At 68.3% G+C, this 20,506-nt stretch carries 25 protein-coding genes; 8 read left to right on the forward strand and 17 right to left on the reverse strand.

Features of this window, described 5'->3' with window-relative positions:
- Positions 1–181: 181 nt before the first annotated feature.
- The gene (locus tag AC1VWI_RS30795) at positions 182–979 is read right to left on the reverse strand and encodes a hypothetical protein (RefSeq protein ID WP_499514244.1); all 798 of its coding nucleotides are present in this window, start codon (positions 977–979) and stop codon (positions 182–184) included.
- Between the two features lie 340 nt (positions 980–1,319).
- On the opposite strand from AC1VWI_RS30795, the gene AC1VWI_RS30800 reads away from it, so the two are divergent.
- Positions 1,320–2,786 (forward strand): APC family permease, encoded by a 1,467-nt coding sequence (locus AC1VWI_RS30800; RefSeq protein ID WP_499514245.1) that lies wholly within the window; start codon positions 1,320–1,322, stop codon positions 2,784–2,786.
- Between the two features lie 55 nt (positions 2,787–2,841).
- Here the strand turns inward: AC1VWI_RS30800 and AC1VWI_RS30805 are convergent, their stop codons facing one another.
- Complete coding sequence (locus AC1VWI_RS30805) at positions 2,842–3,564, reverse strand: SMI1/KNR4 family protein (protein ID WP_499514246.1); 723 nt, start codon at positions 3,562–3,564, stop codon at positions 2,842–2,844.
- 99 nt (positions 3,565–3,663) lie between these two features.
- On the opposite strand from AC1VWI_RS30805, the gene AC1VWI_RS30810 reads away from it, so the two are divergent.
- Complete coding sequence (locus AC1VWI_RS30810; RefSeq protein ID WP_499514247.1) at positions 3,664–4,032, forward strand: hypothetical protein; 369 nt, start codon at positions 3,664–3,666, stop codon at positions 4,030–4,032.
- 103 nt (positions 4,033–4,135) lie between these two features.
- On the opposite strand, the gene AC1VWI_RS30815 is transcribed toward AC1VWI_RS30810, so the two are convergent.
- Positions 4,136–4,633, reverse strand: a complete 498-nt coding sequence (locus AC1VWI_RS30815; protein ID WP_499514248.1) for a hypothetical protein — start codon at positions 4,631–4,633, stop codon at positions 4,136–4,138.
- Positions 4,634–4,741: 108 nt separating this feature from the next.
- Here AC1VWI_RS30815 and AC1VWI_RS30820 point away from each other — a divergent pair, with 108 nt between their 5' ends.
- Complete coding sequence (locus tag AC1VWI_RS30820) at positions 4,742–5,200, forward strand: hypothetical protein (protein ID WP_499514249.1); 459 nt, start codon at positions 4,742–4,744, stop codon at positions 5,198–5,200.
- Between the two features lie 179 nt (positions 5,201–5,379).
- On the opposite strand, the gene AC1VWI_RS30825 is transcribed toward AC1VWI_RS30820, so the two are convergent.
- Positions 5,380–5,973: a TetR/AcrR family transcriptional regulator gene (locus AC1VWI_RS30825; protein ID WP_499514250.1), complete on the reverse strand. Its 594-nt coding sequence runs from the start codon at positions 5,971–5,973 to the stop codon at positions 5,380–5,382.
- A 188-nt stretch (positions 5,974–6,161) separates the two neighbouring features.
- Here AC1VWI_RS30825 and AC1VWI_RS30830 point away from each other — a divergent pair, with 188 nt between their 5' ends.
- Together AC1VWI_RS30830 and AC1VWI_RS30835 are read left to right on the forward strand one after the other, a co-directional pair.
- Positions 6,162–7,796, forward strand: coding sequence for an MFS transporter (locus AC1VWI_RS30830; protein ID WP_499514251.1), 1,635 nt, complete (start codon positions 6,162–6,164; stop codon positions 7,794–7,796).
- Between the two features lie 192 nt (positions 7,797–7,988).
- The gene (locus AC1VWI_RS30835) at positions 7,989–8,891 is read left to right on the forward strand and encodes an NmrA family NAD(P)-binding protein (protein WP_499514252.1); all 903 of its coding nucleotides are present in this window, start codon (positions 7,989–7,991) and stop codon (positions 8,889–8,891) included.
- A 458-nt stretch (positions 8,892–9,349) separates the two neighbouring features.
- Here the strand turns inward: AC1VWI_RS30835 and AC1VWI_RS30840 are convergent, their stop codons facing one another.
- The 11 genes from AC1VWI_RS30840 to AC1VWI_RS30890 form a co-directional block, all read right to left on the reverse strand.
- The gene (locus AC1VWI_RS30840; RefSeq protein ID WP_499514253.1) at positions 9,350–10,585 is read right to left on the reverse strand and encodes a tyrosine-type recombinase/integrase; all 1,236 of its coding nucleotides are present in this window, start codon (positions 10,583–10,585) and stop codon (positions 9,350–9,352) included.
- Positions 10,585–10,782, reverse strand: a complete 198-nt coding sequence (locus AC1VWI_RS30845; protein ID WP_499514254.1) for a helix-turn-helix transcriptional regulator — start codon at positions 10,780–10,782, stop codon at positions 10,585–10,587. Before AC1VWI_RS30845 ends, AC1VWI_RS30840 begins: the two co-directional genes overlap by 1 nt.
- Positions 10,779–12,170: a replication initiator protein RepSA gene (gene repSA / locus AC1VWI_RS30850; RefSeq protein ID WP_499514255.1), complete on the reverse strand. Its 1,392-nt coding sequence runs from the start codon at positions 12,168–12,170 to the stop codon at positions 10,779–10,781. The genes AC1VWI_RS30845 and repSA overlap by 4 nt, the downstream gene beginning before the upstream one ends.
- The gene (locus AC1VWI_RS30855; RefSeq protein ID WP_499514256.1) at positions 12,167–12,358 is read right to left on the reverse strand and encodes a hypothetical protein; all 192 of its coding nucleotides are present in this window, start codon (positions 12,356–12,358) and stop codon (positions 12,167–12,169) included. Before AC1VWI_RS30855 ends, repSA begins: the two co-directional genes overlap by 4 nt.
- Positions 12,359–12,449: 91 nt before the next feature.
- On the reverse strand, positions 12,450–12,776 hold the full coding sequence (locus AC1VWI_RS30860; protein ID WP_499514257.1) for a SpdD-like protein: 327 nt from the start codon (positions 12,774–12,776) through the stop codon (positions 12,450–12,452).
- A gap of 11 nt (positions 12,777–12,787) precedes the next feature.
- Positions 12,788–12,946 carry a hypothetical protein gene (locus AC1VWI_RS30865; RefSeq protein ID WP_319159123.1) on the reverse strand — a complete coding sequence of 53 codons (159 nt, stop codon included), beginning with the start codon at positions 12,944–12,946 and terminating at the stop codon, positions 12,788–12,790.
- 12 nt (positions 12,947–12,958) lie between these two features.
- Complete coding sequence (locus AC1VWI_RS30870) at positions 12,959–13,150, reverse strand: mobile element transfer protein (RefSeq protein ID WP_319159126.1); 192 nt, start codon at positions 13,148–13,150, stop codon at positions 12,959–12,961.
- A gap of 5 nt (positions 13,151–13,155) precedes the next feature.
- On the reverse strand, positions 13,156–13,335 hold the full coding sequence (locus AC1VWI_RS30875) for a hypothetical protein (protein ID WP_499514258.1): 180 nt from the start codon (positions 13,333–13,335) through the stop codon (positions 13,156–13,158).
- A gap of 15 nt (positions 13,336–13,350) precedes the next feature.
- Positions 13,351–14,025 carry a DUF2637 domain-containing protein gene (locus tag AC1VWI_RS30880; RefSeq protein ID WP_499514259.1) on the reverse strand — a complete coding sequence of 225 codons (675 nt, stop codon included), beginning with the start codon at positions 14,023–14,025 and terminating at the stop codon, positions 13,351–13,353.
- An 85-nt stretch (positions 14,026–14,110) separates the two neighbouring features.
- Positions 14,111–15,475 (reverse strand): FtsK/SpoIIIE domain-containing protein, encoded by a 1,365-nt coding sequence (locus AC1VWI_RS30885; RefSeq protein ID WP_499514260.1) that lies wholly within the window; start codon positions 15,473–15,475, stop codon positions 14,111–14,113.
- A 2-nt stretch (positions 15,476–15,477) separates the two neighbouring features.
- The gene (locus AC1VWI_RS30890) at positions 15,478–15,834 is read right to left on the reverse strand and encodes an SCO3933 family regulatory protein (protein WP_499514261.1); all 357 of its coding nucleotides are present in this window, start codon (positions 15,832–15,834) and stop codon (positions 15,478–15,480) included.
- Positions 15,835–16,487: 653 nt separating this feature from the next.
- Here AC1VWI_RS30890 and AC1VWI_RS30895 point away from each other — a divergent pair.
- Positions 16,488–17,306 carry an NsdA family TPR-like regulatory protein gene (locus AC1VWI_RS30895; protein ID WP_499514262.1) on the forward strand — a complete coding sequence of 273 codons (819 nt, stop codon included), beginning with the start codon at positions 16,488–16,490 and terminating at the stop codon, positions 17,304–17,306.
- Here AC1VWI_RS30895 and AC1VWI_RS30900 read toward each other — a convergent pair.
- Positions 17,290–18,084: an NUDIX domain-containing protein gene (locus AC1VWI_RS30900; protein WP_499516963.1), complete on the reverse strand. Its 795-nt coding sequence runs from the start codon at positions 18,082–18,084 to the stop codon at positions 17,290–17,292. The two genes, AC1VWI_RS30895 and AC1VWI_RS30900, sit on opposite strands and share 17 nt — an antisense overlap.
- Positions 18,085–18,275: 191 nt before the next feature.
- Here AC1VWI_RS30900 and AC1VWI_RS30905 point away from each other — a divergent pair, with 191 nt between their 5' ends.
- Together AC1VWI_RS30905 and AC1VWI_RS30910 are read left to right on the forward strand one after the other, a co-directional pair.
- Positions 18,276–18,611: a VOC family protein gene (locus tag AC1VWI_RS30905; RefSeq protein ID WP_499516964.1), complete on the forward strand. Its 336-nt coding sequence runs from the start codon at positions 18,276–18,278 to the stop codon at positions 18,609–18,611.
- Positions 18,612–19,048: 437 nt separating this feature from the next.
- Entirely contained in the window at positions 19,049–19,537 is a 489-nt protein-coding gene (locus tag AC1VWI_RS30910) for a hypothetical protein (RefSeq protein ID WP_499514263.1), read from the forward strand.
- Positions 19,538–19,951: 414 nt separating this feature from the next.
- On the opposite strand, the gene AC1VWI_RS30915 is transcribed toward AC1VWI_RS30910, so the two are convergent.
- The gene (locus tag AC1VWI_RS30915; RefSeq protein WP_499514264.1) at positions 19,952–20,434 is read right to left on the reverse strand and encodes an RICIN domain-containing protein; all 483 of its coding nucleotides are present in this window, start codon (positions 20,432–20,434) and stop codon (positions 19,952–19,954) included.
- Positions 20,435–20,506: the final 72 nt, after the last annotated feature.

Here is a 20,506-nt window from a genome sequence, read left to right on the forward strand (position 1 = left end):
ACGTGGTTCCTACCCATGGCCGGGCCTGACGGCCGCCTGGCCCGTCAGGTGCGCGGCCGGTTCCCGTCCTCCGCCTCACAGGCGGGACCCACCCGGGGCTGACGGCCCCTCGTACGACCGGCCACGCCGGTGCCCGTCGTTCGGCGGGCGCACACTACGACGGACCGTCGACCCGGGCCGGTCAGGGGATGGCGACCGGCGGCGGTTGGAAGGTGCCCGGCAGCGGGCTCCAGGCACTGCAGACCGGCAGGGCACCGGTGATGGTGCAGCGGCTCTCCGCCACGTCGCCGCGGAAGGTGATGACCTTGACCGACAGTTCCGATACCGAGGAGGTGCTCACGCTCGCGCCGCACACCCCGGTGCCGGGGTACCCGGGGAGCACACTGAGGTCCTGCCAGGTGTAGGTGCCGCCCACCGGGACGGTGTCGCGCTGGCCGACGAACGTCCGGCCGCGGACCACGGCGACGGAGAAGTCGCGGTTGGTCGTGTTGGCCACGCCCGTGGAGTCGATGTCACACCCCGAGAGCCTGCCGGGACCGGGGTAGGGGGCCAGGAAGGGCCCGCGCCCGGGGCCGAGGAGGGGACCGGCCGGGTCGAGGACCGGGCCGTCACCGGTGGTGTCGAGGAGGGGCCCGCGACCCGGACCGAGGAGGGGGTCGGTGTCGAGGAGGGAACCGGAGCCGAGGACAGGGCCGAGGCCGAGTCCGGGACCGATGCCGAGTCCGGGACCAGGACCGGGACCGGGGTCGAGGTCTCCTTCGGGGTACGGGTAGTCGTCATGTGGGTCGGGCCACGGGAAGCTCGACGCCGGCGACCCGGACGAGGCTGCGCCGTTCGTGTCGGCGGCCTGAGCCGTCGTCAGGGAGGCCGCGGATATCGCGGTGGCGATCAGGGCCGCCGGCACCACCGTGCCGACGAGCCGTCCGAACCGTCGAAGGGACCGCCTGGAGGGCGGAGGGGTCCTGTCTGCAGGACGCATGGAGACACTCCTCGTCGATCTCTGGCCGGCACCGAACCGGAGGGCCTTCCGGCACGGCTCGGGCTCCTGTCGACGAGATCCGTACCCGCGCCCACCGGCGTCCGGCGCCAAGGTCATCCCAGTGGCGCAGCCCGTTCCCGGCCGCCGGGCCGCGCTCACCCGATCGACGCCCGCGCCTGGACAGACCCTGACCGGCCGTGAGCCGTGCAGCGCTGGCCAACGTTCGCGGGGCGCGGGCGACCCGGGGAGCCTCAAGGTGCAGGCCAGGAAGCATTCATGACATATATGTGGAAAACGGGTGTGGCCCGGAAGGATCCCGAGCGAGGACGAGGTGGCTGAGGTGGCGGAAGCCCCGACGGACGAGTCGGCCGGCGAGCGGTCGGTCGAGGAGGGGGGATACCGGCAGGAACTGAAACGTACCCTCGGCTCCTTCCAGGTCTTCGCGATCTCGTTCGCGTTCATCTCCGTGGCCGTCGGCATCTTCTCCACCTACGACGACGTGCTGCAGAACGCGGGCCCCGTCGGTATCTGGCTGTGGATCCTCGTCGCGGTCGGGCAGTCCCTGGTGGCCCTGGTGGTGGCTCAGCTCGCGGGACGCATCGCCCTCAGCGGCTCCTCGTACCAGTGGGCCTCACGGCTGGCGAACCCGAAGGTGGGGTGGGGATTCGGCTGGCTGACGTTCTGCTACCTGGCGATCGCCGTGGTCGCCATCGACAACGCCCTCGCGAGCCAGGCGTTCATGCCGCTCGCCGGCATGAGTCCGGACGAGGACACGGCCCGCGTCATCACGCTCGTGGTGCTGCTCGTCCAGGCCGTGCTCGCGGTGGCCTCCACACGCCTCGTCAGCCTCATCAACAGCGCGGCGGTCGGGCTGGAGCTGGCGCTCGTCGTGGTGATGGCGGTCGCGCTCGTCATCGCCGCGGCGGTCACGGGGAACGGCGCGGTCGGCAACCTCACCTCGCGCGGCATCACCGAGGGGGCCCCGCACTACTTCACCGTCGGCGGCGGGCTCATGATCGCGATGATCATGGGCCTGGCCACGCTCGTCGGCTTCGACTCCGCGGCGAACCTCGCCGAGGAGGCCAAGGACCCCTACCGCAGCGTCCCCCGAGCGATCGTCGGTTCGGTCGTGGCCGCGGGGCTGCTGGGCATGCTCTTCCTGATCACGCTCACCGTGGCCATCGAGGACATTCCGCGGATCAGCCGCGACGGCTCCCCGGTCGCCACGATCATGCGGGACCAGCTCGGCCCGGTGACGGAACGGACGCTGCTGGTCGCGATCACCTTCGCCTTCTTCGGGGCAGGGATGGTGGTGATGGTGGCGTGCTCGCGGATCATCTTCGCGATGTCGCGCGACGGGCGCTTCCCCGCGCACCGGATCATGCGACGGGTCAACCCGCGTACGCACACCCCGATCCCGGCCACCGTGCTCATCCTCGCCATGGGGGTCGTCCTGATGGTGGCGCTACCGGGCGCCGCACTGCTGGAGCTGATCACGGCGTCGACGATCCTCCCGGCGCTCATCTACGGCTCGACGATCGTCCTCTACCTGGCGGTACGCCGACGCCTTGGCCGCCGCAAGGGTGCCTTCGACCTGGGACGCCTCGAGCTGCCCGTCGCCCTCGCCGCCCTGGTTTGGACGGTCGTCGCGCTCATCGCCCTGGTGACACCGCGCGAGGCGCTGGTGCCCCTGGTGATCGTGGTGGGCCTGCTCGTCGTCGGCGGGCTGTTCTTCCTCGGCATGCTGGTCTTCGACCGCCGGTCACTGGAGACCGAGCCCGGCGGGGTCGACGTCTTCAAGCACTGAGCTGCCGCGAACGCGGCGGCCGGGGCCGCTGACGGCACGATCACGGAACCAGCGGTCAGGCTTCCCATCGGGCCGGCAGGTCCTCGCGGATCCGTTCGAGATCCGCGGCCGTGCGTCCGCACGCGTGGAGCCAGCGCCGGTCGAGCACCCCGTCGCGGCGCAGCAGGCGGCCCGGGGCCGCGTACCAGCGCAGGGGTGAGTCCTCGGCGCTGGCCCACATCGGGTGGTCGGGCAGGTCGACCCGCGTGTAGCGCGCCGCGAGGTTCGGCAGGAGCGCGTCCGGCAACTCGCAGGCGTCGTACAGGCTTCCCGCCCCGAGCAGCGACTCGCTCAGCACCAGCTCCACCCAGGCCACTGACATGTGGTCCAGGAACGGGACCCACCCCTCGTGCGACTCCACCACCACGGGCGGATCGTCCTGCTCGACCCGGTCCAGTGGAATGCCCCATGACGCGCAGGCCTGGTTCTCGACGCGGAAGACGAGGACGCCGCCGAAGCCGTCGTCCACATGGAGACCCATCGGCGGGACCAGCGGATCCTGCTGCCCGGTCAGGTCGTCGCGGCGGCCGAACAGCGCGTAGCCCTCCCGCACGGCGGCGGGAAGTTCGAAGCCCAATTCGGCCTCGGCGGCATCCAGTTCGGCGGCGGTGCAGCCGTCCTCGGGACGCAAGGGGCGTCCCGTCCACTCGTCGGCGAACCGACGTACGAAGTCCCAGACCTGGGAACGGCTGGTCACCCCGCCTCGCAGCGCCACCGCCACGTCGAGAGCATCGGACATGACGCAGACGCTACCGCCCGCGTTCCCACCTGGGCCTGAATGTCGGAGCCGGGTGCCAGCTTCCGCGGTCCAAGGGCACTGGGAGGGCACTGGGGACCGGTGGGGGCTTCGGCGTGGGACTACTACTGGGTGGGCGGCGCCGACTGGCGACCGAAGGCGGAGCGGGAGCCTCGCCCGCAGTCGCTGGAGGAGCTGTGGGCCGACGAGCTGGTCCAGGAGGCCGGCACGCACTCGATCCTGGACATCTTGCGCGTCGTGGGGCCCGACGAGACCCCGGACTACAACACCGTGGAACCTGTGACGGCCGAGGAGGCGCGCGAACTGCTCGACACCGGCAGGCTGACGCGTGCACACGTCAAGGATTTCGACGTCTTCCCCCGGTCGCGGTGGGTCGGACGGTGCGGAGTGCTGCACGACGACGAGGGCGTCCCTCGGGAGATCTACTTCTGGGGCCACTCAGGCGACTGAACAGCGCGCCCGGCTGCGTTCCTCGGTCGCCGAGTTGATGCGGGACGAGTCGATCAAGGTGAGGTGGAACCGTCCCGGTTCCCAGCACGGACGACACGGACCGCTACTGGTTCTGTCTGCTTCGCTCCGCCGCCTGGGCGGGAGTGTCGTAGTAGCCGGGTTTCGCCACCAGCACGGAGCTGAAGTAGTAACCCTGCTCCTCCTCTGGCTCATCGTCGGCAGCGAATGGGCGCCAGAAGCCCAGGAGCAGGTCAGGAGCAAGGAAAGACCCCGGATCGTCCGGATCCGGGTCAACGGTGGCGTACTCGCGCATGCGCTCGATTACCTCCCGTGCAGGAAGTGCGAAGACGTCCAGGTCTCGGAACGTCACTCGGTCGGTTTGCGCGAGCGGCCGCCCCAACTCGATGGCCTGCAGGGTGCCCTGCATGCACTCAATGCTGATCATGAGGCCGCTGGGGCGAAAGATGTGTTGCCCTGGGCGGTCGGATTCGGAGAGCGCAGAGTGATCGCGGAGCGAGTCCAGCGCCGCATTCGCCGCTTCCCGGGGCATGCCGATCTGCAGCGGACCGAGGCCGAGCGGCGGCAGGAGATCAAAGTCCATACGGGCATGATGCCAAGCGGTCTCGCCCAAGTCCCACCGGCCGCCATGGAACCGCTTCCGCCGTTCCCGGATAACCCGCGTCGGCCCGTTACCTGTCATCATCCCGAGGTGAGCATGGACATCGTCTTCTTCCTCGCTCCCGACGACGAGACTGCCGCCAAGACCCGGCTCAAGGGTCCCGGGCCGGCATTTACATCGCTGACCTGCCACGACTTCTCTGCAGACGACGCCGTCGTCGAGTGGGAGATGTACTTCGACGCACCGTCTTCCCACCTCCCACCACAGCACGAGCTCAACAAGAGGGACTGGCCCCACTACGTCGCCCCTGTACTCAACGACGGGGTTGGGGTGTTCGCTTTCTCGGCGAAGCTCACCAGCGCACTTGCCAACGCCACCTCCAGTCAGCTGCGTGAACTTGCCACGCGGTGGGCTGAGAGGCTCAGGCTCGAAGACGGAGACGATATGACCGACGACGATCCTCTGGTCGTTCTGATGAGTACTGCCGAGCTCGCGACAACGGTCGGCGGTGCCGGCGGTGCCCTCGGCCTCTACTGCTGGCACTACTGACACAAGTCGGCACACGTCGCCCACGGGTGCCGGACGTCGCCCTCCGCGACGATCCATCACGATCGGGGACAGACAGCCGCGCAGACGGCGGCCATCGCAGGGCAAGAGCACCTGAGCTCAGGCTGTTGCCCCCTGCGAGTTGAGCCCGTTCCGGGGCCGGCTCCAAGCCGTTGGCTCGGTCACTGCGCTACGGCAGTGTCGGACCTCCCGCTCTCGTGCTCGGTGAGAGCCGTGCGCGCGGCCTGCAGTAGCTCTTCGGAGATCGGGTTGCCCCGGGTGGCGCGGGCGAGGACGAGGGCGCCGACCATGGTGCAGAGCTGTGTCATGCCGTCGTCGTCGCCGGTGGCCAGGCGAGCGGCGCGGTTCCGTACGCCGTTGATGTAGACCTGCTGGGAGCGGGTGGCCTGGCCGGGGTCACGCCCCAGGTCGGCGGCGAACCCGGAGACGGGGCAGCCGTCGCCGGCGTGATCGCGGTGCCAGATCGAGAGGTACTGCTCGATCAGCGTCCTGCGGGCGGCCTCGGGGTCCCCGGTCTGCTCCTCGGGCGTCACCGGTGAGTGTGCCGCCGGATCCTCGAAGGCGTGGGCGATGGCGGTGTCGACCAAGTCTTCCTTGGAAGTGAACTGCTTGTAGAACGCGCCATGGGTGAGCCCAACGGCTTTCATCAGGTCGGCGATGCTGACCGCGGTGCCTTTCTCGCGGAACATCCGGGAGGCAGTGGCCACGACGTGCTGCCGGTTCTCCTGTGCTTGCGCCTTGGACACGCGGCCCACGGAATCACCCTCCTCGAATGGCTGTCGCTTGTCATCTATCTTAGCCTGTGTTTAGTTGTACCGCGACAGCTATTTTGCGCCGACGGGATCATTCGGCAGGCCAGGCAGCGCCTTGAGCTGGCTCCCTGCCCGAGGCTGACGGCCTTTGTCCCGCAATCGCAGCACTACCGAGAGCACTGGAGACCTCTGTGGCACCACCGCCCACCCCCACCGAGTCCTCGGCACCCGCGGAGTCCCCGTCGCCCGTGCCGCCTGCCCGGCAACGAAGCGTTTCCGAGGTGGTCCACCGCCGGCGCTGGGCGATCCTGGTCGTGCTCTCGTGCAGCCTCTTGGTGGTGATGCTGGACAACTCGATCCTCAACGTGGCGATGAAGGTCATCGCCGAGCCGGCTCCCACCGGACTCGGGTCCACCCAGAGCCAGTTGGAGTGGGCGGTCAACTCCTACACGCTGGTCTTCGCCGGACTGCTCTTCACCGCGGGCCTGCTTGGTGACCGGCTCGGCCGCAAGAAGGTGCTGCTCTTCGGCATGCTGGTGTTCGGTGCGGGATCCGCGCTGTCCGCGTTCTCGGACTCCTCCGGGCAGCTCATAGCCTTCCGCGCCGTGATGGGCTTCGGCGGCGCCTTCATCCTGCCCACCACCCTCGCGATCATCATGAACGTTTTCGAGCGCGAGGAGCAGCCCAAGGCCATCGGCATATGGACCGGTGTGGTCGGTTTCGCCATCGCCGCCGGCCCGATCGCGGGTGGCATCCTGCTGGAGCACTTCTGGTGGGGCTCGGTCTTCCTGGTCAATGTGCCGATCGTGCTCGCCGCCCTGGTCGCGATGGTGGCGATCGTCCCCGACTCCAAGGACCCCAGGCCCGGCAGGCTCGACCCGGTCGGCGTGCTGCTGTCGATCGCCGGTCTGGCGCTGCTGGTCTACGGCATCATCAAGGGCGGTCAGCTGGGCGACTTCACCCGGCCCGAGGCCTGGGTGACGATCCTCGGCGGCCTGGCGGTCCTGGCCGGATTCGTGGCGTACGAGGCCCGTAGCGATCATCCGGCCCTCGATGTTGCCTACTTCCGCAACCGGCGGTTCTCGGCGTCCGTCGCCGCCATCGGCCTGGTCTTCTTCGCCCTCATGGGCGTCACGTTCTTCAGCGTCTTCTACAACCAGAGCGTTCGGGGCTACAGCGTCCTGCAGTCCGGTCTGCTCGTGCTGCCGCTGGCCGCCTCCCAGATGTTCTTCGCCCCGCGGGCCCGGCTGGTCGTCAACCGCTTCGGCGCCCGAGCCGTGTGCGCCGTCGGCCTCGTCCTGACCGCCGTGTCCTTTGCCGGCTTCCTGTTGCTCGGCCAGGACACCCCCATCTGGGTACTGGAGGTGCTGTTCTTCCTGATGGGCGCGGGGATGGCCCATGTGATGCCGCCCGCCACCGTCATGATCATGTCGTCGCTGCCGAGACAGAAGGCCGGCTCAGGATCCGCGGTCAACAACACCTTCCGGCAGGTCGGCGGCGCCATGGGGGTCGCCGTGCTGGGGTCACTGCTGTCCACCACCTATCGCAACGGTATCGACGGCCACCTGGGCGTACTGCCCGCCTCCGACCGACATGCCGCAGGTGAATCCCTCCAGGCCACCCTGACCGTCGCCGAGAAGCTCGGACCGGTCGGCAGGGCGCTGGTGCGGCCCGCGAAGGACTCTTTCATCCATGCCATGCACCTCACCGCCATGGGGTCGGCGGCCGTCGCACTGGTCGGTGCCGTGGTCGTGCTCGCCTTCCTGCCGGGCAAGGATGTCGCTGAGGCCGTCGCCAGTGACAAGTCCCGGCGCCAGAGCGTCTGATCCCAACGGTGATCCCGAACCATCCCCGCGCGACACCGGAGACGACCACCTCTACGGGGCATCTCCGCAGTGCCGCTGCCGACACCGGGGAACTCCTCGGCACGTCGATCCGGAACCCCTCGCTGCCAGCTCTGTTGACGCTCGGATCACACCACAACTCGCCTATTCCATCACTCCGAAGGAGATCGACTGATGGTCACCGACAACCTTGTTCTCATCCCCGGCGCCGGCGGCGTGGGCCGCACGGTCTTCGATCAATTGCGGGCTCAGCACGTGCCCGTGCGTTTCATGGTCCGTCGTGAGGACGAGCGTGCGGCCGAACTGCGGTCGCTCGGTGCAGAGGTTGTCATCGGCGACCTGACCCGGCCGGAGACGGTGGCGGCCGCACTACAGGGCGTGACGCGGATGTACTTCGCGATGCGCGTGTCGCCGGACCACCTGCTGGCGGCAACCGTGGTGGCTTCCGTCGCCAAGGAGTACGGGAAACTGGAGGCCCTGGTCGACCTGTCGCAGATGACGGTGTCGCAGATGACCCCCACCAGCACCGCGGAGTCGCACCAGCAGCGGCTGCACTGGCTGACGGAGCAGGTACTGAACTGGTCCGGTCTGCCCGTGGTGCACATCCGGCCGACGGCATTCCTGGACACTCCGCTCTTCACCACGATGGCGGCACGGTCGATCCAGGAGAACGGCACGATCGCGCTTCCGTTCGGCGCCGGACGCACCTCGCCGGTCGCCGTGGATGACGTCGCCCGGGTCATCACCACCGTGCTCCGCGATCCGGCACCGCACATCGGGCAGGTCTACGAGCTGACCGGGCCGCGCTCGGTGGATATGACGGAGCTGGCCGAGGAGTTCTCGCGGGCGCTGGGCCGTCCGGTGTCCTACGTGGACGTGCCCCCGGAGAGGTGGGAGGCCCAGCTTCCGAAGCTGGGGATGCCGCCGCACCTCGAACAGCACGTCGCCACCATGGCCCAACTTCACCGGGACAACCGCTACAACCGCACCGCCGACGGTGTCGAGCGCGTGACGGGCACGCCACCCCAGTCGATCGAGGCTTTCGTAACCGCCCGAAAGGACTTCTACCTGGGCTAAACCCCCAGGCCAAGGCCACTGCGGGTATGGAGGGTGCACCACGGGCGGCAGCGAAGGACATGCTCAAAGCGCACGGACGAAGCGAGTATCGAACGTGCGAACGAGTTACTTCCGAATCTGGCGCGCCTGCGGGTGATCCGTCTGTATCCGGAGAGCCAACTCGACGCTGTGGACGCCAAGATCCAGCAGGCCGAATCCGCCGCCCGGACTCGAAGCCCTTTGGCGGCGCGGACGGCGTCCCCTGGGCCACGGAAGGCTGGCCGGCGTTGACAGGGGACACCCGAGGGTGACGGGGGCCTCACCCATCCGACCTGGGGGCGCCTTATCGATCTGCGACACTGGTTGAACCATGCCTGCACCCGGAGAACTCGTGTTCCCAGGGCATGAAGAAGCCCCCCACCAGCGGATTTCCCGCCAGTAGGGGGCCGTCCCGTGCCCGGTGGGCCGTCTCTGGGCCGTCAGGCTTCCGGGGCCGTGCCGAAGACGCCGTCCAGGGCCTGGCGAGCACGCTCGCTACTGCTGGGCATCAGGTGTGCGTACACGCGCAGCGTCATCGCGGGGTCGGAGTGGCCCAGGTACTCACTGACCGCCTTCACGCTTTCCCCGGCGTCCAGGAGAACCGAGGCGTAGAAGTGGCGCAGGGCGTGCATACCGTGGTGCCGGGCGGAGGCGTAAGGCTTACCCAGGTCGGGCGTGGGGATAAGGCCCGCGGCCGCCAGGGCGGGTTTCCACTCCTGGACGTTGAAGTTGCTGCGCCAGACGATTCCGCCGGCCGTGTTGCTGAAAAGCAGCTGCCGCTCCGCCAACGGGCCGTCCGGCCTCATCCACGGCAACTTGATGCTCACGGGCGCGTAGCTCGCCATGTGCTGCCGCAGGGCAGAGGCGACAGACGACGGGAGCGGCACATCCCGTTCCTTGTTGCCCTTGGGCGGAGCGAAGACTGCTACACCCCGGATCAGCTTGACCTGGGTGGTCACCCGCAGTGTGTCGGTCACGAAGGAGACAGCGCCATCGGCCAGGCCCACGATCTCGCCCTGCCGGAGACCACAGCCGCTCCCCACATCGACCATCGCCCGGTAGCGCTCAGGGAGGGCTTCTCGGACCGCCCGCACCTGTGAGGGGAGCCACGGCACGACCCGGTTGGCGGAGACGGCCGGCGGGCGCACAGAGGCGGCCCCGCACGGATTGCGCGCCAGGTGACCGTCATCGACGGCGGCCGACAGCACCGCCCGCACGTTGGCGTAGATGGTGCGGGCGTACGTTCCCGCCATGGAGTGGTGCTCCAGGTCGCGCACGAACTCACGAATGTGGACCGGCCGGAAGGAACCCAACGGGCGGGCACCGATCCGAGGGAAGGCGTGCAGGCGCAGGCGAGTCTCAACCGCGATGCGGGTGGTGGGATCCGTCGTCTGGGCGGCAACCCAGCGTTCCGCGTACTGCTGGAACGTGAGCCGGGCCGCCTTGGGATCGACATAGTGGCCTCTGGACATATCGGCGGCGGTCTCGGCAAGCCACTCTTCCGCCCGGCGCTTCTGCCGGTCGGGAAAGGACTTGCTCTTCTCCGTACCATCCGGGCCGACGTACCGGGCCCGATAACGCAGTCCGTTGCCATAGCGGTCGGACTTGACCCGCATGGGCTTGCCGTCGGGCCCAGGCTCGGATTTGTACCAGCGATCTTGGATGTGTCCGGCCATCAGGCAGCCACCTCGGTGAGACCGTCGATCCACTGGCGGAGCCGGGCGGGGTCGTACCGAAGGTGCCGACCGATACGGAAGGCTGGCGGACCGGTGCGCTTGCGCCGCCACTGGTACAGCGTCTCGACCGGGACCCCGAGCAGGTCGGCGACGTCGGCCGGGGTGAGGTACCGCTCAGGAAGCGGGTGTGCGGTCATGCTGCGGCTCCTTCCCGGGCGAGGTAGTCGTGCAGGGCTTCGCGGGCGGTGTCGCGGTTGATCTGGAGGTTCCGGGCGATGGTGGCGGCGAGGACGGATTCGCCGGGGGTGTGGCCGTGGCCGGCGTATTGCCAGTCGGTCAGGACCAGGACGGTGTCGGGCTCGATGTCCTCCAGGCCGAGGTCCGCGTGTTCTTGGGCGGCGCGGTAGTCGGCGCGTTCCTGGCGCAGGGCGCCGAGGGTGGTGGAGTAGGCGCGGGATTTGGTGGAGAAGTGGCCGCGGAAGCCGAGCATGTGTGCCCAGGCCCACAGCCTCCGGTCGGGGTAGAGGTCGTCCAGGTCGCGGCAGGCTTGGATGAGGCGGCGGGCGTGGTCGGGCACGCCGTGGCGGTCGAGTTCGGCGAGTTCGCCGATGCGGCGGTCGAGGGTGCCGGTGTTCTCGGCGGCTTTGGTGGCGTACTTGGCGACGTAGGACGCGACGGCCTGTTCGGTGATGTCGGAGCACTCCCCGAAGGCCTTCACGGAGCGGACGTCGAGCTGGGCGCCCCAGCGGAAGGTCCGGGCGGGTTGGTCGCCGGCGGCGGGGACGCTGACGCTCGTGTAGCCGTGGCGGGCGGCAGCCCGGATGGCGTCCTCGAGTAACTGGGTGGTGGCCCAGGACGGGGGTGCGGTGTCGGGTCCTTCGGGGCCGTCGAGGCGGATGACGGCGTGGAAGTGGACGGCGCCGCGCTTTTGGAACTCGGCGACCTTGCCGAAGGAGACCCGCAGGACTTCGGCCATTGCCCGTTGGGTGAGGCCGGCGCGGGCGGCGATCTCGCGGCGGAGCCGGTTGGTGAAGCGCTGCCACAGCTGCCCGGCGTGGTTGTTGAACAGCACCGCCCCCGCGTAGTCGTACGTGGCCGGGTCCAGCGCGGTCCCCAACGCCGCGTCATCGGCGGAGTGTCGGGTGCCGCAGCGGCAGCGTCCGGTGTCGGGCCGGTTGTGCACCCGGCCGAACGAGGGGGCGGTCAGGGTCGCGAACACCCTCGGGTGATCCCGCACCGCGCCGGAGATCTCGCGCCGTTCATCACCAGCAAGCCCCGCGCGGATGAGGTGGTAGGTGTCACCTGCGTAGGTCCAGGCGCACGAGGGGCAGCGGGAGGCACGGCGGTTGCCGCAGGCGATGCGGAGCCGTCCGCCGGGCTCGTTCTCGGTGGAGTAGTGGTGCAGGGTCTCACCGCTGGTCTTGTCTTTGGTGAGGGTCCAGCCGGTCAGGTGGATGGGGTCGGAGCAGCCGCCGGTGCGGCGGATCTGGTCTTCCCAGCGGTGGAAGCCCGGGGACCCGGCCACCCGCAGCAGATCGGTCAGGGTGGTCGGGTCCAGGCCCGCGAGGGTCGCGGTGTCGGTCACGCGCGGCCCCCGGCGATCGAGGCGACGGTGCGGGTGGAGCGGGTGCCGGTGCCGTGGCAGGCCGGGCAGTGCACGGTGAGGGTGCGCAGGTGGCCGTGCCGGTCGCGTCCGCCGAGGGTGATGGCGGCGGAGGCGAAGCCGTCGCAGGCCGGGCAGATCTGTGCCGCAGGGGGCGTGGGGTGGGTCATGATGGGGGTTCCTTCCGGATCTCTGATTCGGGCAGGGGCACGGCTCCCGGGGCGGGCGATACTTGGCGGTTGAGGCCGCCCCGGGGGCCGGTCAGCGGTGCTGGTGCTGGCCGTTGATCATCGAGCGCAGGACGACGGCGCAGACAGCCACCGAGGCGGCGGTGACGGCGACCGCCAGCAGCAGCGACACCAAGACCGTGCCGACGACTAGAACCACGGCGGTGCCGCCGCCGATGAGCGCGATCAGGGCGCCCGGGGTGAGCTGCACAACGGGCCGGGACGACACCGGAGCCACAGGTGCGGAGGTCTGGGCGGGGGCCGCTGCGGGGGCGTGCTGCACGATGGTGGTCGGCTCGACAGGCAGCGGCATTACGGCACCGGTCGGGGTGGGGTTCGTGGGGATCTTCGGGCGGAGCATGAGCGGTCTCCCTACTTCTCGATGAGGGTGTCGATGACGGGGGCGAGGAGGCTGTCGGCGATGAGGTAGCCGCCCAGGAGCAGCACCAGGACGAGCCAGAGCGGGGGGCGGATGAGTTTGCAGCCGAGGTAGCCGACGACGATCAGGGCGAACCAGAGCGGGACGTCCACGGACGGTGCCTCCTATCGGGCCGTGCAGCGGTGGGTGCGGGCGGCCAATTGGGCGGCTGACTGGCTGGAGTAGTCGGCGGACCAGCCGCAGCGGTCGTTGGTGCACACCGCGGCGTGCTTGGTCTGGCCGTGCCGGTCGCGGTGGGTGCCGATCTGCACCGGGCCGATCCGCATCACGGAGTGGAAGAAGTCGCGGGCGGGCATCGTGGTCAGTCCTCTCGTCCGGTGAAGTCGCCGGCGTGGTCGGTGAGCCACTGCCGGATCTCGGGGTGTTCCTCGTCGGTTGCCTGGTTGATCGCGTCCTCGCCGAGGCGCATGGCGTCCACCAGGCGGTTGTTCCGGGTGAGTTCGGCGGACCGTTCCAGGGCGGCGCGGATGTGCGGACGCATTGGGTTTCCTCCTGTTCAGGTGAGTTGAGCGGCGATGGCGTCGGCCAGCTGGGCGGGGACGCCGAGCCGGACGCGCAGGGTGTCGGCGTCGATCGCAGTCCCGGTGCGGGCCTGGTGGTCGTCGGCGACCTTCCGGGCGTGGGCCACCAGCGCGGCCGGGACCGCGGGAAGGATCGGCGCTGGGGCGGACGGTGAGGCGGGCAGGGCCGGAACAGGCTCGACTGCCTCCACCACGTCCGGCGTGGGCTCCGGCGCAGGAGCGCGTTCGACGCTGGCTGTCTCGGAAGACTCCGGAGCCGGAGCCGGAGCCGGTGTCTGGTGGCCGGGGGCGTGGACGAGGAGTGTGCCGCCAAGGAAGGCCAGAGCGGGCCATCCGGCAACGAGGATGCTCAGCCAGTCCGGAACGTGGTTCAGGTCCAGCAGCCCCGCGGTGGCGATGTTCGCCCCAAGCGAGGCGGACAGGGCCACCGCGAACCACAGCCACGCGGCGCGGACCGGCGCTCCGTCGGTGCGGAGGATGCGGAGCCGTCGCCAAGCGGCGACCAGGAGCAGGTCGACGCTGATCGGATAGGCCCACGCCTTCCAGCCGCTCTGTCCGGCAGCGGCAGCGAGGTCGTGCAGGTGGGCGAAGGACAGGGCACCGGCGATCACGGCCTGGACCAGGACGGCGTCCACGCGGAGCTTAGGCATCGTCGGTCTCCTTCCTGCTTCGGGCATAGGAGGGGTAGGGACCTTGGCGCGAGGCGGTCACGCCGGCCGTTGGGGCGGAGTGGGATCAGGCCGCGGCGGGCGCGGTCTTCGCTGCGACTTCGGGCGTAGCTACTGGGGTGAGGTGGGCAGCCAGGGCGGGCCGATAGGGGGCGAGTTCGGGCACGTCCGGGGTGCGGTCGGCGTGCCGGTTGCAGGCGTTGACGGCCTGGCGGAGCGTGGTGTGGGGGGTGCGGATGCGGGCCCATCCGCCGGTGGAGTCGCCGGCCACGGCGATGCCGGGGGTGTCCGGGCTAATTTGGATGGCAGCGAGGACGGCGTCGGGGGCGATGTCGCCGAAGGCCATGTTCGCGCTGGGTTCGTCGTTGACGCGGTGGGCGGTGCGGCCGGTGAGCTGGGCGCGGAGCATGGTGATGCCCTTGCCGAGTTCGGAGCCGAAGCGCTGCCCGCAGATCTCCAGGTAGATGCCGGCGGCCCGGCCGAGCTGGGCGAGCCGGGCCAATGCGGTGATGATGCGGTCGCGGCGCTTTTCTTCGTCCTTGGTGGTGAACAGGGCGAGTTCGGCGACCTCGTCGACCAGGACCACGACCGGGGTCGGGCGCAGGTGGTCGGGCAGGTCCCAGATGTCGGCGGCGATCTCCGCGTCCGGGACGTCGGCGGTGATCCGCTGCTCTGCGCGGATGAGCTGGTAGACGGCCTCCATGCGGTCGATGAGGGCGTCGAGGAGGTCGGCGGCGGTGTCGGGGTTGTCGGCCAGCGCGGAGAACCGGCGGGCCAGCGGGAACAGCTCCACCCCCTGCTTGCAGTCGATACCGACCAGCGCGACATCCTGCGCGGCCAGTTCGGCGACCAGGTTCCGTTGGTACACCGACTTGCCGGACTTGGTGGCGCCGAGGGTCAGAGCGTGCGGGACGGTGCGGTAGTCCCGGTAGTGGACGGCGCCGTCTTCCCGCAGGGCGACCGGGACCCGCATCGGGGTGCGGTCGATCTTCGCGGGCATCTGCACCCGCTTGAGGACGTCGTAGCCGGTCATCCGCAGCTCCACCACACCCGAGCGCAGCTCACGCGAGGTGACGCCGTACATGCCGAAGGAGTGCCGCAGCCGGTCGCACGAGGCGGAGACGTCGAAGGCGTCCTGACCCGGGCGCAGACCTAACCGCACCACCAAGCCCGTACGAGTAGGACGCAGGCGCAGGATGCGCGGAGCCCGAGAGGCGGGGGCTGGGCGGTTGGTGGCCCGCGCGATGGCCATGCGCCAGCGGGACGGCGGCACGGTCAGCCCGCACGCCTCCATCACCGACCCGTAGCGAACCAGAACCCGTAAGGCGGCGAGGGTGACGCCGAAGGTCAGCCAGTACCAGGCGGGGCGCCGCCACCGCAGAACCAGAGCGATGACGGCGACCAGCAGCAGGGCGACCGTGAAGCGGGTCATGCTCACGCCGCCTTCGGGTTCGCGGTGCCGGCGGCGAGCGAGGTGACCGCGACCGCGCGGAAGCTGATGCCGTGGCGGCGCTGGCCGTTGAACTCGTTCTCCCACGGCCGGGCGACCAGGCCGGTGATCGCGACCGGGGTGCCCATCACCAGCTCACCGGAGATGCCCGGCTCCGGGACGGACACCGACAGGATCTCGACCTCGCCGTTCGCCGCGAACATCACGTCCACGGTCATCATCGTCGCGCCGGTCTCGGTATCGGTGGCGATCTCACCCGTACGGCGGTCGCGAACCTTGGGCTGAGGCGGCTGCGCGACCATCACAGTGGCCGCGGAGGTGTCGACGGGGATCTGACGCATGATGGAACTCCTCTGATGGAGGGCGGGAGCGGCGTACTTGCTTGGCGGTGGGTCGCCGCTTCCGCGGGTTGACAGAAAGCCGCAACTGAGCTGCGGAAGATCGTGCCTCCAACTGGTGCGCACCAGTAGATTGCATCTGGTGCGCACCAGATGTCAAGCGTTGCCGCGGATCGGGCGCCTTCAACTCGCCTGCCTGCGACGGTTCTAGAAAACTGCGCCCGCGAACGCCTCGGTAGCCAACAGGGGTTAACACCTGGCGCGTTAACCCCTGCCGACCTGCGCCGTTGTCCGGCATGCTGCTGTTGGGTGTACCTAGAAGCCAACGAGGACGGCGTGACGTGACGAACGGGCTCAAGGCAGCGAGGAACGCGCGAGAGTGATCGCAAGAGCGACTGATCCGAGAAATTGAGGGCTATGCACGACGGCACGCGCTCGATGTCGCATCCACAGCCAGCCTGCGCGTATACGTCTCGGAGTGGGAGAACGGCAGACGCCAGATCTCTGCTCGCTACGCGAAGATCCTCCGCGCACTCCTCGGCGTCACGGACGATGAATTGCTCGGCGAGAGGGAAGCGCCTGCCCTGCCAGCCGCGGCTGACGGATACGACGAACTCATATGTCGCATCGATTCGGCTCGCAATATCAGCCTGACCATGGTCGACACCTTCATGGATCAGACGGAACTGCTGCGGACCATGGACCGACAGATGGGCGCCGCCAGCCTGGTTGACCAGATGACCGCCCACCTGGCGACCCTGGAAGACGCCCTCACCTTCGCGGTACTTCCAGAAACCCGGCGCCCGGTTGCCCGAGCACTGGCAGGAGCAGCGACCCTAGCGGCCTGGCAGGCTCTCGATGTGGGAGCCGTTGAGCGCGCATGGCGACACTACGAGTTAGCCAAGCGGGCTGCCCAAGAGGCCGAAGAGCCGATGTACCTTGCACACGCGACCGCGGAACAGGCCTACGTTCTCTGCGACGCGGGACGCGCACCCATGGCTGTACAGCTGATACGCGATGCCCAGCGAGTCGGCGGCAAGGCCGTGTCCCCGCGCCTCGCGGCCTGGTTGTACGCGGCCGAGGCCGAGATCTGCGCCCGAGCGGGCATGCCCAAAGACTGCCAGCGCGCGCTAGAGCGAGCCATGCGGTGCCTTCCTCCAGGGGAAGAAGCGCGAGACCCGGACATGCTGAGCATCTTCCTGAATGAAGGACACCTCGCTCGCTGGCGCGGCAACGTGCTCGCCCTCATAGGGGACGACGAGGCGGTGAGCAGCCTCTACTCGGCACTCGATGCGTCGGACCCCACCTTCATACGGGCGTCAGCGGGACTGCGGTGCGATCTCGCGCAGGCACACATGGCTCGCGAGGAGTACGACCACGCCCAGGACCATCTGCGCCAAGCCCGTCTCATAGCGAGCCGTACGGGATCAGTACGTCAGCGACGCAGGGTGGAACACCTCATGCAGCGGTTGTAGGGGAAGCGCCGGCACCGCGCGAATACAGGACATGCAGCAGGGCGACCAGCGTGCCCGAGCCCATGAGCTCGCCGCGCGCCATGAGGCCCGGAACGTCGGAGAGGGGCACCCATGCGATGTGTCCGGCCTCTTCCAAGTCTGTCGGCTCCCCGACGAGCTTGGCGCCCTTGCCCACGAAGATCTCGTGCGGTGAGTCGACCATGCCCACCATGGGTTGATACGTGACCACGTGCTCAAGAGCATCCGGCCGCCAGCCAGTCTCTTCTTCGACCTCCCGCAACGCCGTCTCCAGGGGACCTTCGCCCTCATCGACGATGCCACCCGGAAGCTCCCAGCCAAAGGTGTCGGGGACGAAGCGATAGCGCCACATCATCAAGACCCGGTCTTGGTCGTCGATGACCGCGGCGATAGCCACGTGGTGAAGCTTCACGACGTGATGTTCAAAGCGCTCGACTCCGGGCGGTTCGACGTCGACAAGGCTGAGCTTCACCCATCGGTTGTCGTAGAGCGTCCGCTCCCCGTGGATCTGCCACGGCTCCACATCGGCCGGCGCTTGCGTGGCCACGGAACGATCAGGCACCCGGTAGGAGCTACGACCATGCACCTCGATGGTGCCCTCGGCAACGAGCTTTGCCAGCACCTGGCGGAGTACCGTCCGGCCGATACTCAGCTCCTCGGCCAGGGTCCGCTCAGATGGGATCTTGGAGCCAGGCAGATACTTCCCTGTCGAGATCCACTCGCGGATCGTGCGGTAGACCCGCTCCGACTTCGGTCCCATCCGGTGAGCCAACTCCTTGCGTCCCGCAATGCTGATTTGCTCCAGGGTAGCCGCGCGCTCCGACGCGGGGTCGGTCCCCGCTTGAACCGATCTCGGCTTCCGGCTGTCTCTCTCCCCTGGCAGCATGCTGACGATCGCCATCCAGCCGAGGAGAGCCAGTGCCTGCAACAATCGAGCTTGCCGCCATCACTGTGGACTGCGCAGATCCTGCTCCGATGGCCAACTTCTATATAGCGGCGGCCGATGGTGAACTCGTCCGAGAGGATGTCGACTCGGCTTGGGTCAAGATCGCAGGAACGTTGTGGATCTTCCGCAGGGTCGAGGACTACGTGGCCCCGTCCTGGCCCTCGCGCGCTGTACCGCAGCAGATGCACGTGGAGTACTGCGTCGACGACATCGTTGCAGCTGAGGAGAAGTTGACCGCCTTCGGCGCCACGACAGCCGAGTACCAGCCGAACCGCACGGGCGGACTGGTGGTGATGCTCGACCCGGCCGGACACCCCTTCTGCATCGGTAGCCGGGGATGAGCGACCCAGATGCGTGCGCTCGATCTGCGATACGCCTCGTACCGAATCAAGACGATCACACAGTGGCGCGGTAAGACTTTCTCTACTTCATCAAGGCGCTCCCGCCGCGCAGAGCGCGGCGGCGCGCGGCCCGGCGCCTCGGGCCGACGCTCCTGTCTGCGCCCCGCTCCGGCCCGCCGCCGGCCGCACGCCAGACGGCGAGGGGCTGCTGAGGGTGAAACCCGCTGTGGCTGGGGCGGTCGACTCCGCGGCTTTACGCAGCCACCATGGGGCGAGCCTCGAAGATCGGGGCCCACATCGGGCCATTGCGGGCAGGTCAACAGACTGCCCGAGTCGCCAGCAGCTTACGGGCCCCGATCTCTCGCCCCATGGCAGCTCCAGCCCAAAGCCGCTCCCGCCGACCTAGGCAGTAGGGTGCTGGCCTCATAGGGGGTGGGATGGCTTCTCTCACGATCACTTGGACGCTGCGCCATCACGGCTGGGCTTTCGTTAAGGTCGCCGACGATCACGGCGAGTCTGAGGTGTTCGCCTCGTACGTCACGGATGGGCCCGAGCAGTTCTTGTACGCGATCGGCAGGCTTGTGGGTGGCGATGACGACACACGAGCGGAGTTCGAGGGGGAACCTCAGGTCTACCGGTGGTTCTTCCACCGAGACGGGTCCTACGTCGACATCCGACTGGTCGAGGCAAAAGACCTTCGAGCGCCCGACAACTCAGGGACCGTTCTATGGTCAGGACGCCACGACGCCACGACGCTGGCACGGGCGGCTGTGCGCGCCTTCGACCGGATCGCTCATGAGCTGGGCGAAGAGGGCTACGCATCCCAATGGGGCCGCCCGTTCCCTCGAACGGAGCTCGAAGCTCTACGGACCGGGATGCGCACGCATGGCAGCCCCATGGGACCTCAGCGACCGCAACACCCTTAACTGATGGTTTCAGAATGAGGTCCGGAGGTGGCGAAGGCCTATGAGCGCAGCTGGTTGAGGCGAGGACCCGTCCAGCCTGTCCCATGCAGCTCTGAATCGCGGCCTGACCCACTACGACCGGCAGCGCAACGACTAATTGCGGCTTCTGCCGCCCGAACGCGGCCCACTGTCATATCGGTCAGTGGAGCCGGGCCCTAGCTTAGGCCCGGCTCCACTGCGTCATCCTGACACAAGGCGAAACGGACCGCCGACGGAAATCTCGGTCCGAAGGGGAATTCAAGCACCCAGACCTCGGTTCCATCCACAATTCTGGCGCCGGAATTCTCTCGCCTACTACAATGCCACGATCCAGTCAGCCCAGCCGATTTCCGGAAGCAGCCGGGGCCACCACATCGCCCTTTCCTGCGTTAATCGTCACAGCTCCCAGTGTTGCGTGAGATCTCCAGTCCAATGAAAGAGAGTGAGGTACGTGCCGTCTTTAAGGCTCCCCCCGTAGGTGGTGATGTAGAGCCCGCTGACGATGTTCTTTATCGCCCCGCGCGAGGAGTCATAATCCCACACTTGAGAGTGGTTGCCATTACACGGCCAAATTGTGAGGATGGTTCCATCCGTAATTCCGCCACCAAGCGGAGTCAAGCAGCTATTGCTACCTTCATGAACGATTTCCGCTCCGTCGTTAACTCTCCAATGCCAAACGTCGTTGGTGGACTCAGTGCAATTCCATTGCGTCACATACGCGCCATCACTGTTACTGCCGCCATAGGGAACCGCGCACAAGTTGAAGTTCTTCAGTTTCAGATATTGCGGAGCTTTTGCCGTGGCGGAGTCCACCCCTCCGGTCAGGAGGCCGATCGTGGCGGTTAGAGTGACAAGAGCTCTTATAACGCGCAACTTCACTCCCTTGCAGTCTTTCAACTTGGTCGCCAGATGTTACATGCGCCTGCCCGTCTGACGGAAAGACTGCTGGGT

It is taken from the genome of Streptomyces sp. TOM-9, from assembly GCF_056858595.1.

What these genes read in the sequence shown, in the direction of transcription:
- AC1VWI_RS30900 (WP_499516963.1), bottom strand. Translation starts at nt 18,084, where the DNA reads ATGGGACCGAAGTCGGAGCGGGTCTACCGCACGATCCGCGAGTGGATC.
- AC1VWI_RS30890 (WP_499514261.1), bottom strand. Translation starts at nt 15,834, where the DNA reads ATGCGTCAGATCCCCGTCGACACCTCCGCGGCCACTGTGATGGTCGCG.
- AC1VWI_RS30895 (WP_499514262.1), top strand. Translation starts at nt 16,488, where the DNA reads ATGGTCGACACCTTCATGGATCAGACGGAACTGCTGCGGACCATGGAC.
- AC1VWI_RS30845 (WP_499514254.1), bottom strand. Translation starts at nt 10,782, where the DNA reads ATGACCGCACACCCGCTTCCTGAGCGGTACCTCACCCCGGCCGACGTC.
- AC1VWI_RS30910 (WP_499514263.1), top strand. Translation starts at nt 19,049, where the DNA reads ATGGCTTCTCTCACGATCACTTGGACGCTGCGCCATCACGGCTGGGCT.
- AC1VWI_RS30870 (WP_319159126.1), bottom strand. Translation starts at nt 13,150, where the DNA reads ATGCCCGCCCGCGACTTCTTCCACTCCGTGATGCGGATCGGCCCGGTG.
- AC1VWI_RS30805 (WP_499514246.1), bottom strand. Translation starts at nt 3,564, where the DNA reads ATGTCCGATGCTCTCGACGTGGCGGTGGCGCTGCGAGGCGGGGTGACC.
- AC1VWI_RS30835 (WP_499514252.1), top strand. Translation starts at nt 7,989, where the DNA reads ATGGTCACCGACAACCTTGTTCTCATCCCCGGCGCCGGCGGCGTGGGC.
- AC1VWI_RS30875 (WP_499514258.1), bottom strand. Translation starts at nt 13,335, where the DNA reads ATGCGTCCGCACATCCGCGCCGCCCTGGAACGGTCCGCCGAACTCACC.
- AC1VWI_RS30855 (WP_499514256.1), bottom strand. Translation starts at nt 12,358, where the DNA reads ATGACCCACCCCACGCCCCCTGCGGCACAGATCTGCCCGGCCTGCGAC.
- AC1VWI_RS30885 (WP_499514260.1), bottom strand. Translation starts at nt 15,475, where the DNA reads ATGACCCGCTTCACGGTCGCCCTGCTGCTGGTCGCCGTCATCGCTCTG.
- AC1VWI_RS30840 (WP_499514253.1), bottom strand. Translation starts at nt 10,585, where the DNA reads ATGGCCGGACACATCCAAGATCGCTGGTACAAATCCGAGCCTGGGCCC.
- AC1VWI_RS30815 (WP_499514248.1), bottom strand. Translation starts at nt 4,633, where the DNA reads ATGGACTTTGATCTCCTGCCGCCGCTCGGCCTCGGTCCGCTGCAGATC.
- AC1VWI_RS30880 (WP_499514259.1), bottom strand. Translation starts at nt 14,025, where the DNA reads ATGCCTAAGCTCCGCGTGGACGCCGTCCTGGTCCAGGCCGTGATCGCC.
- AC1VWI_RS30860 (WP_499514257.1), bottom strand. Translation starts at nt 12,776, where the DNA reads ATGCTCCGCCCGAAGATCCCCACGAACCCCACCCCGACCGGTGCCGTA.
- AC1VWI_RS30795 (WP_499514244.1), bottom strand. Translation starts at nt 979, where the DNA reads ATGCGTCCTGCAGACAGGACCCCTCCGCCCTCCAGGCGGTCCCTTCGA.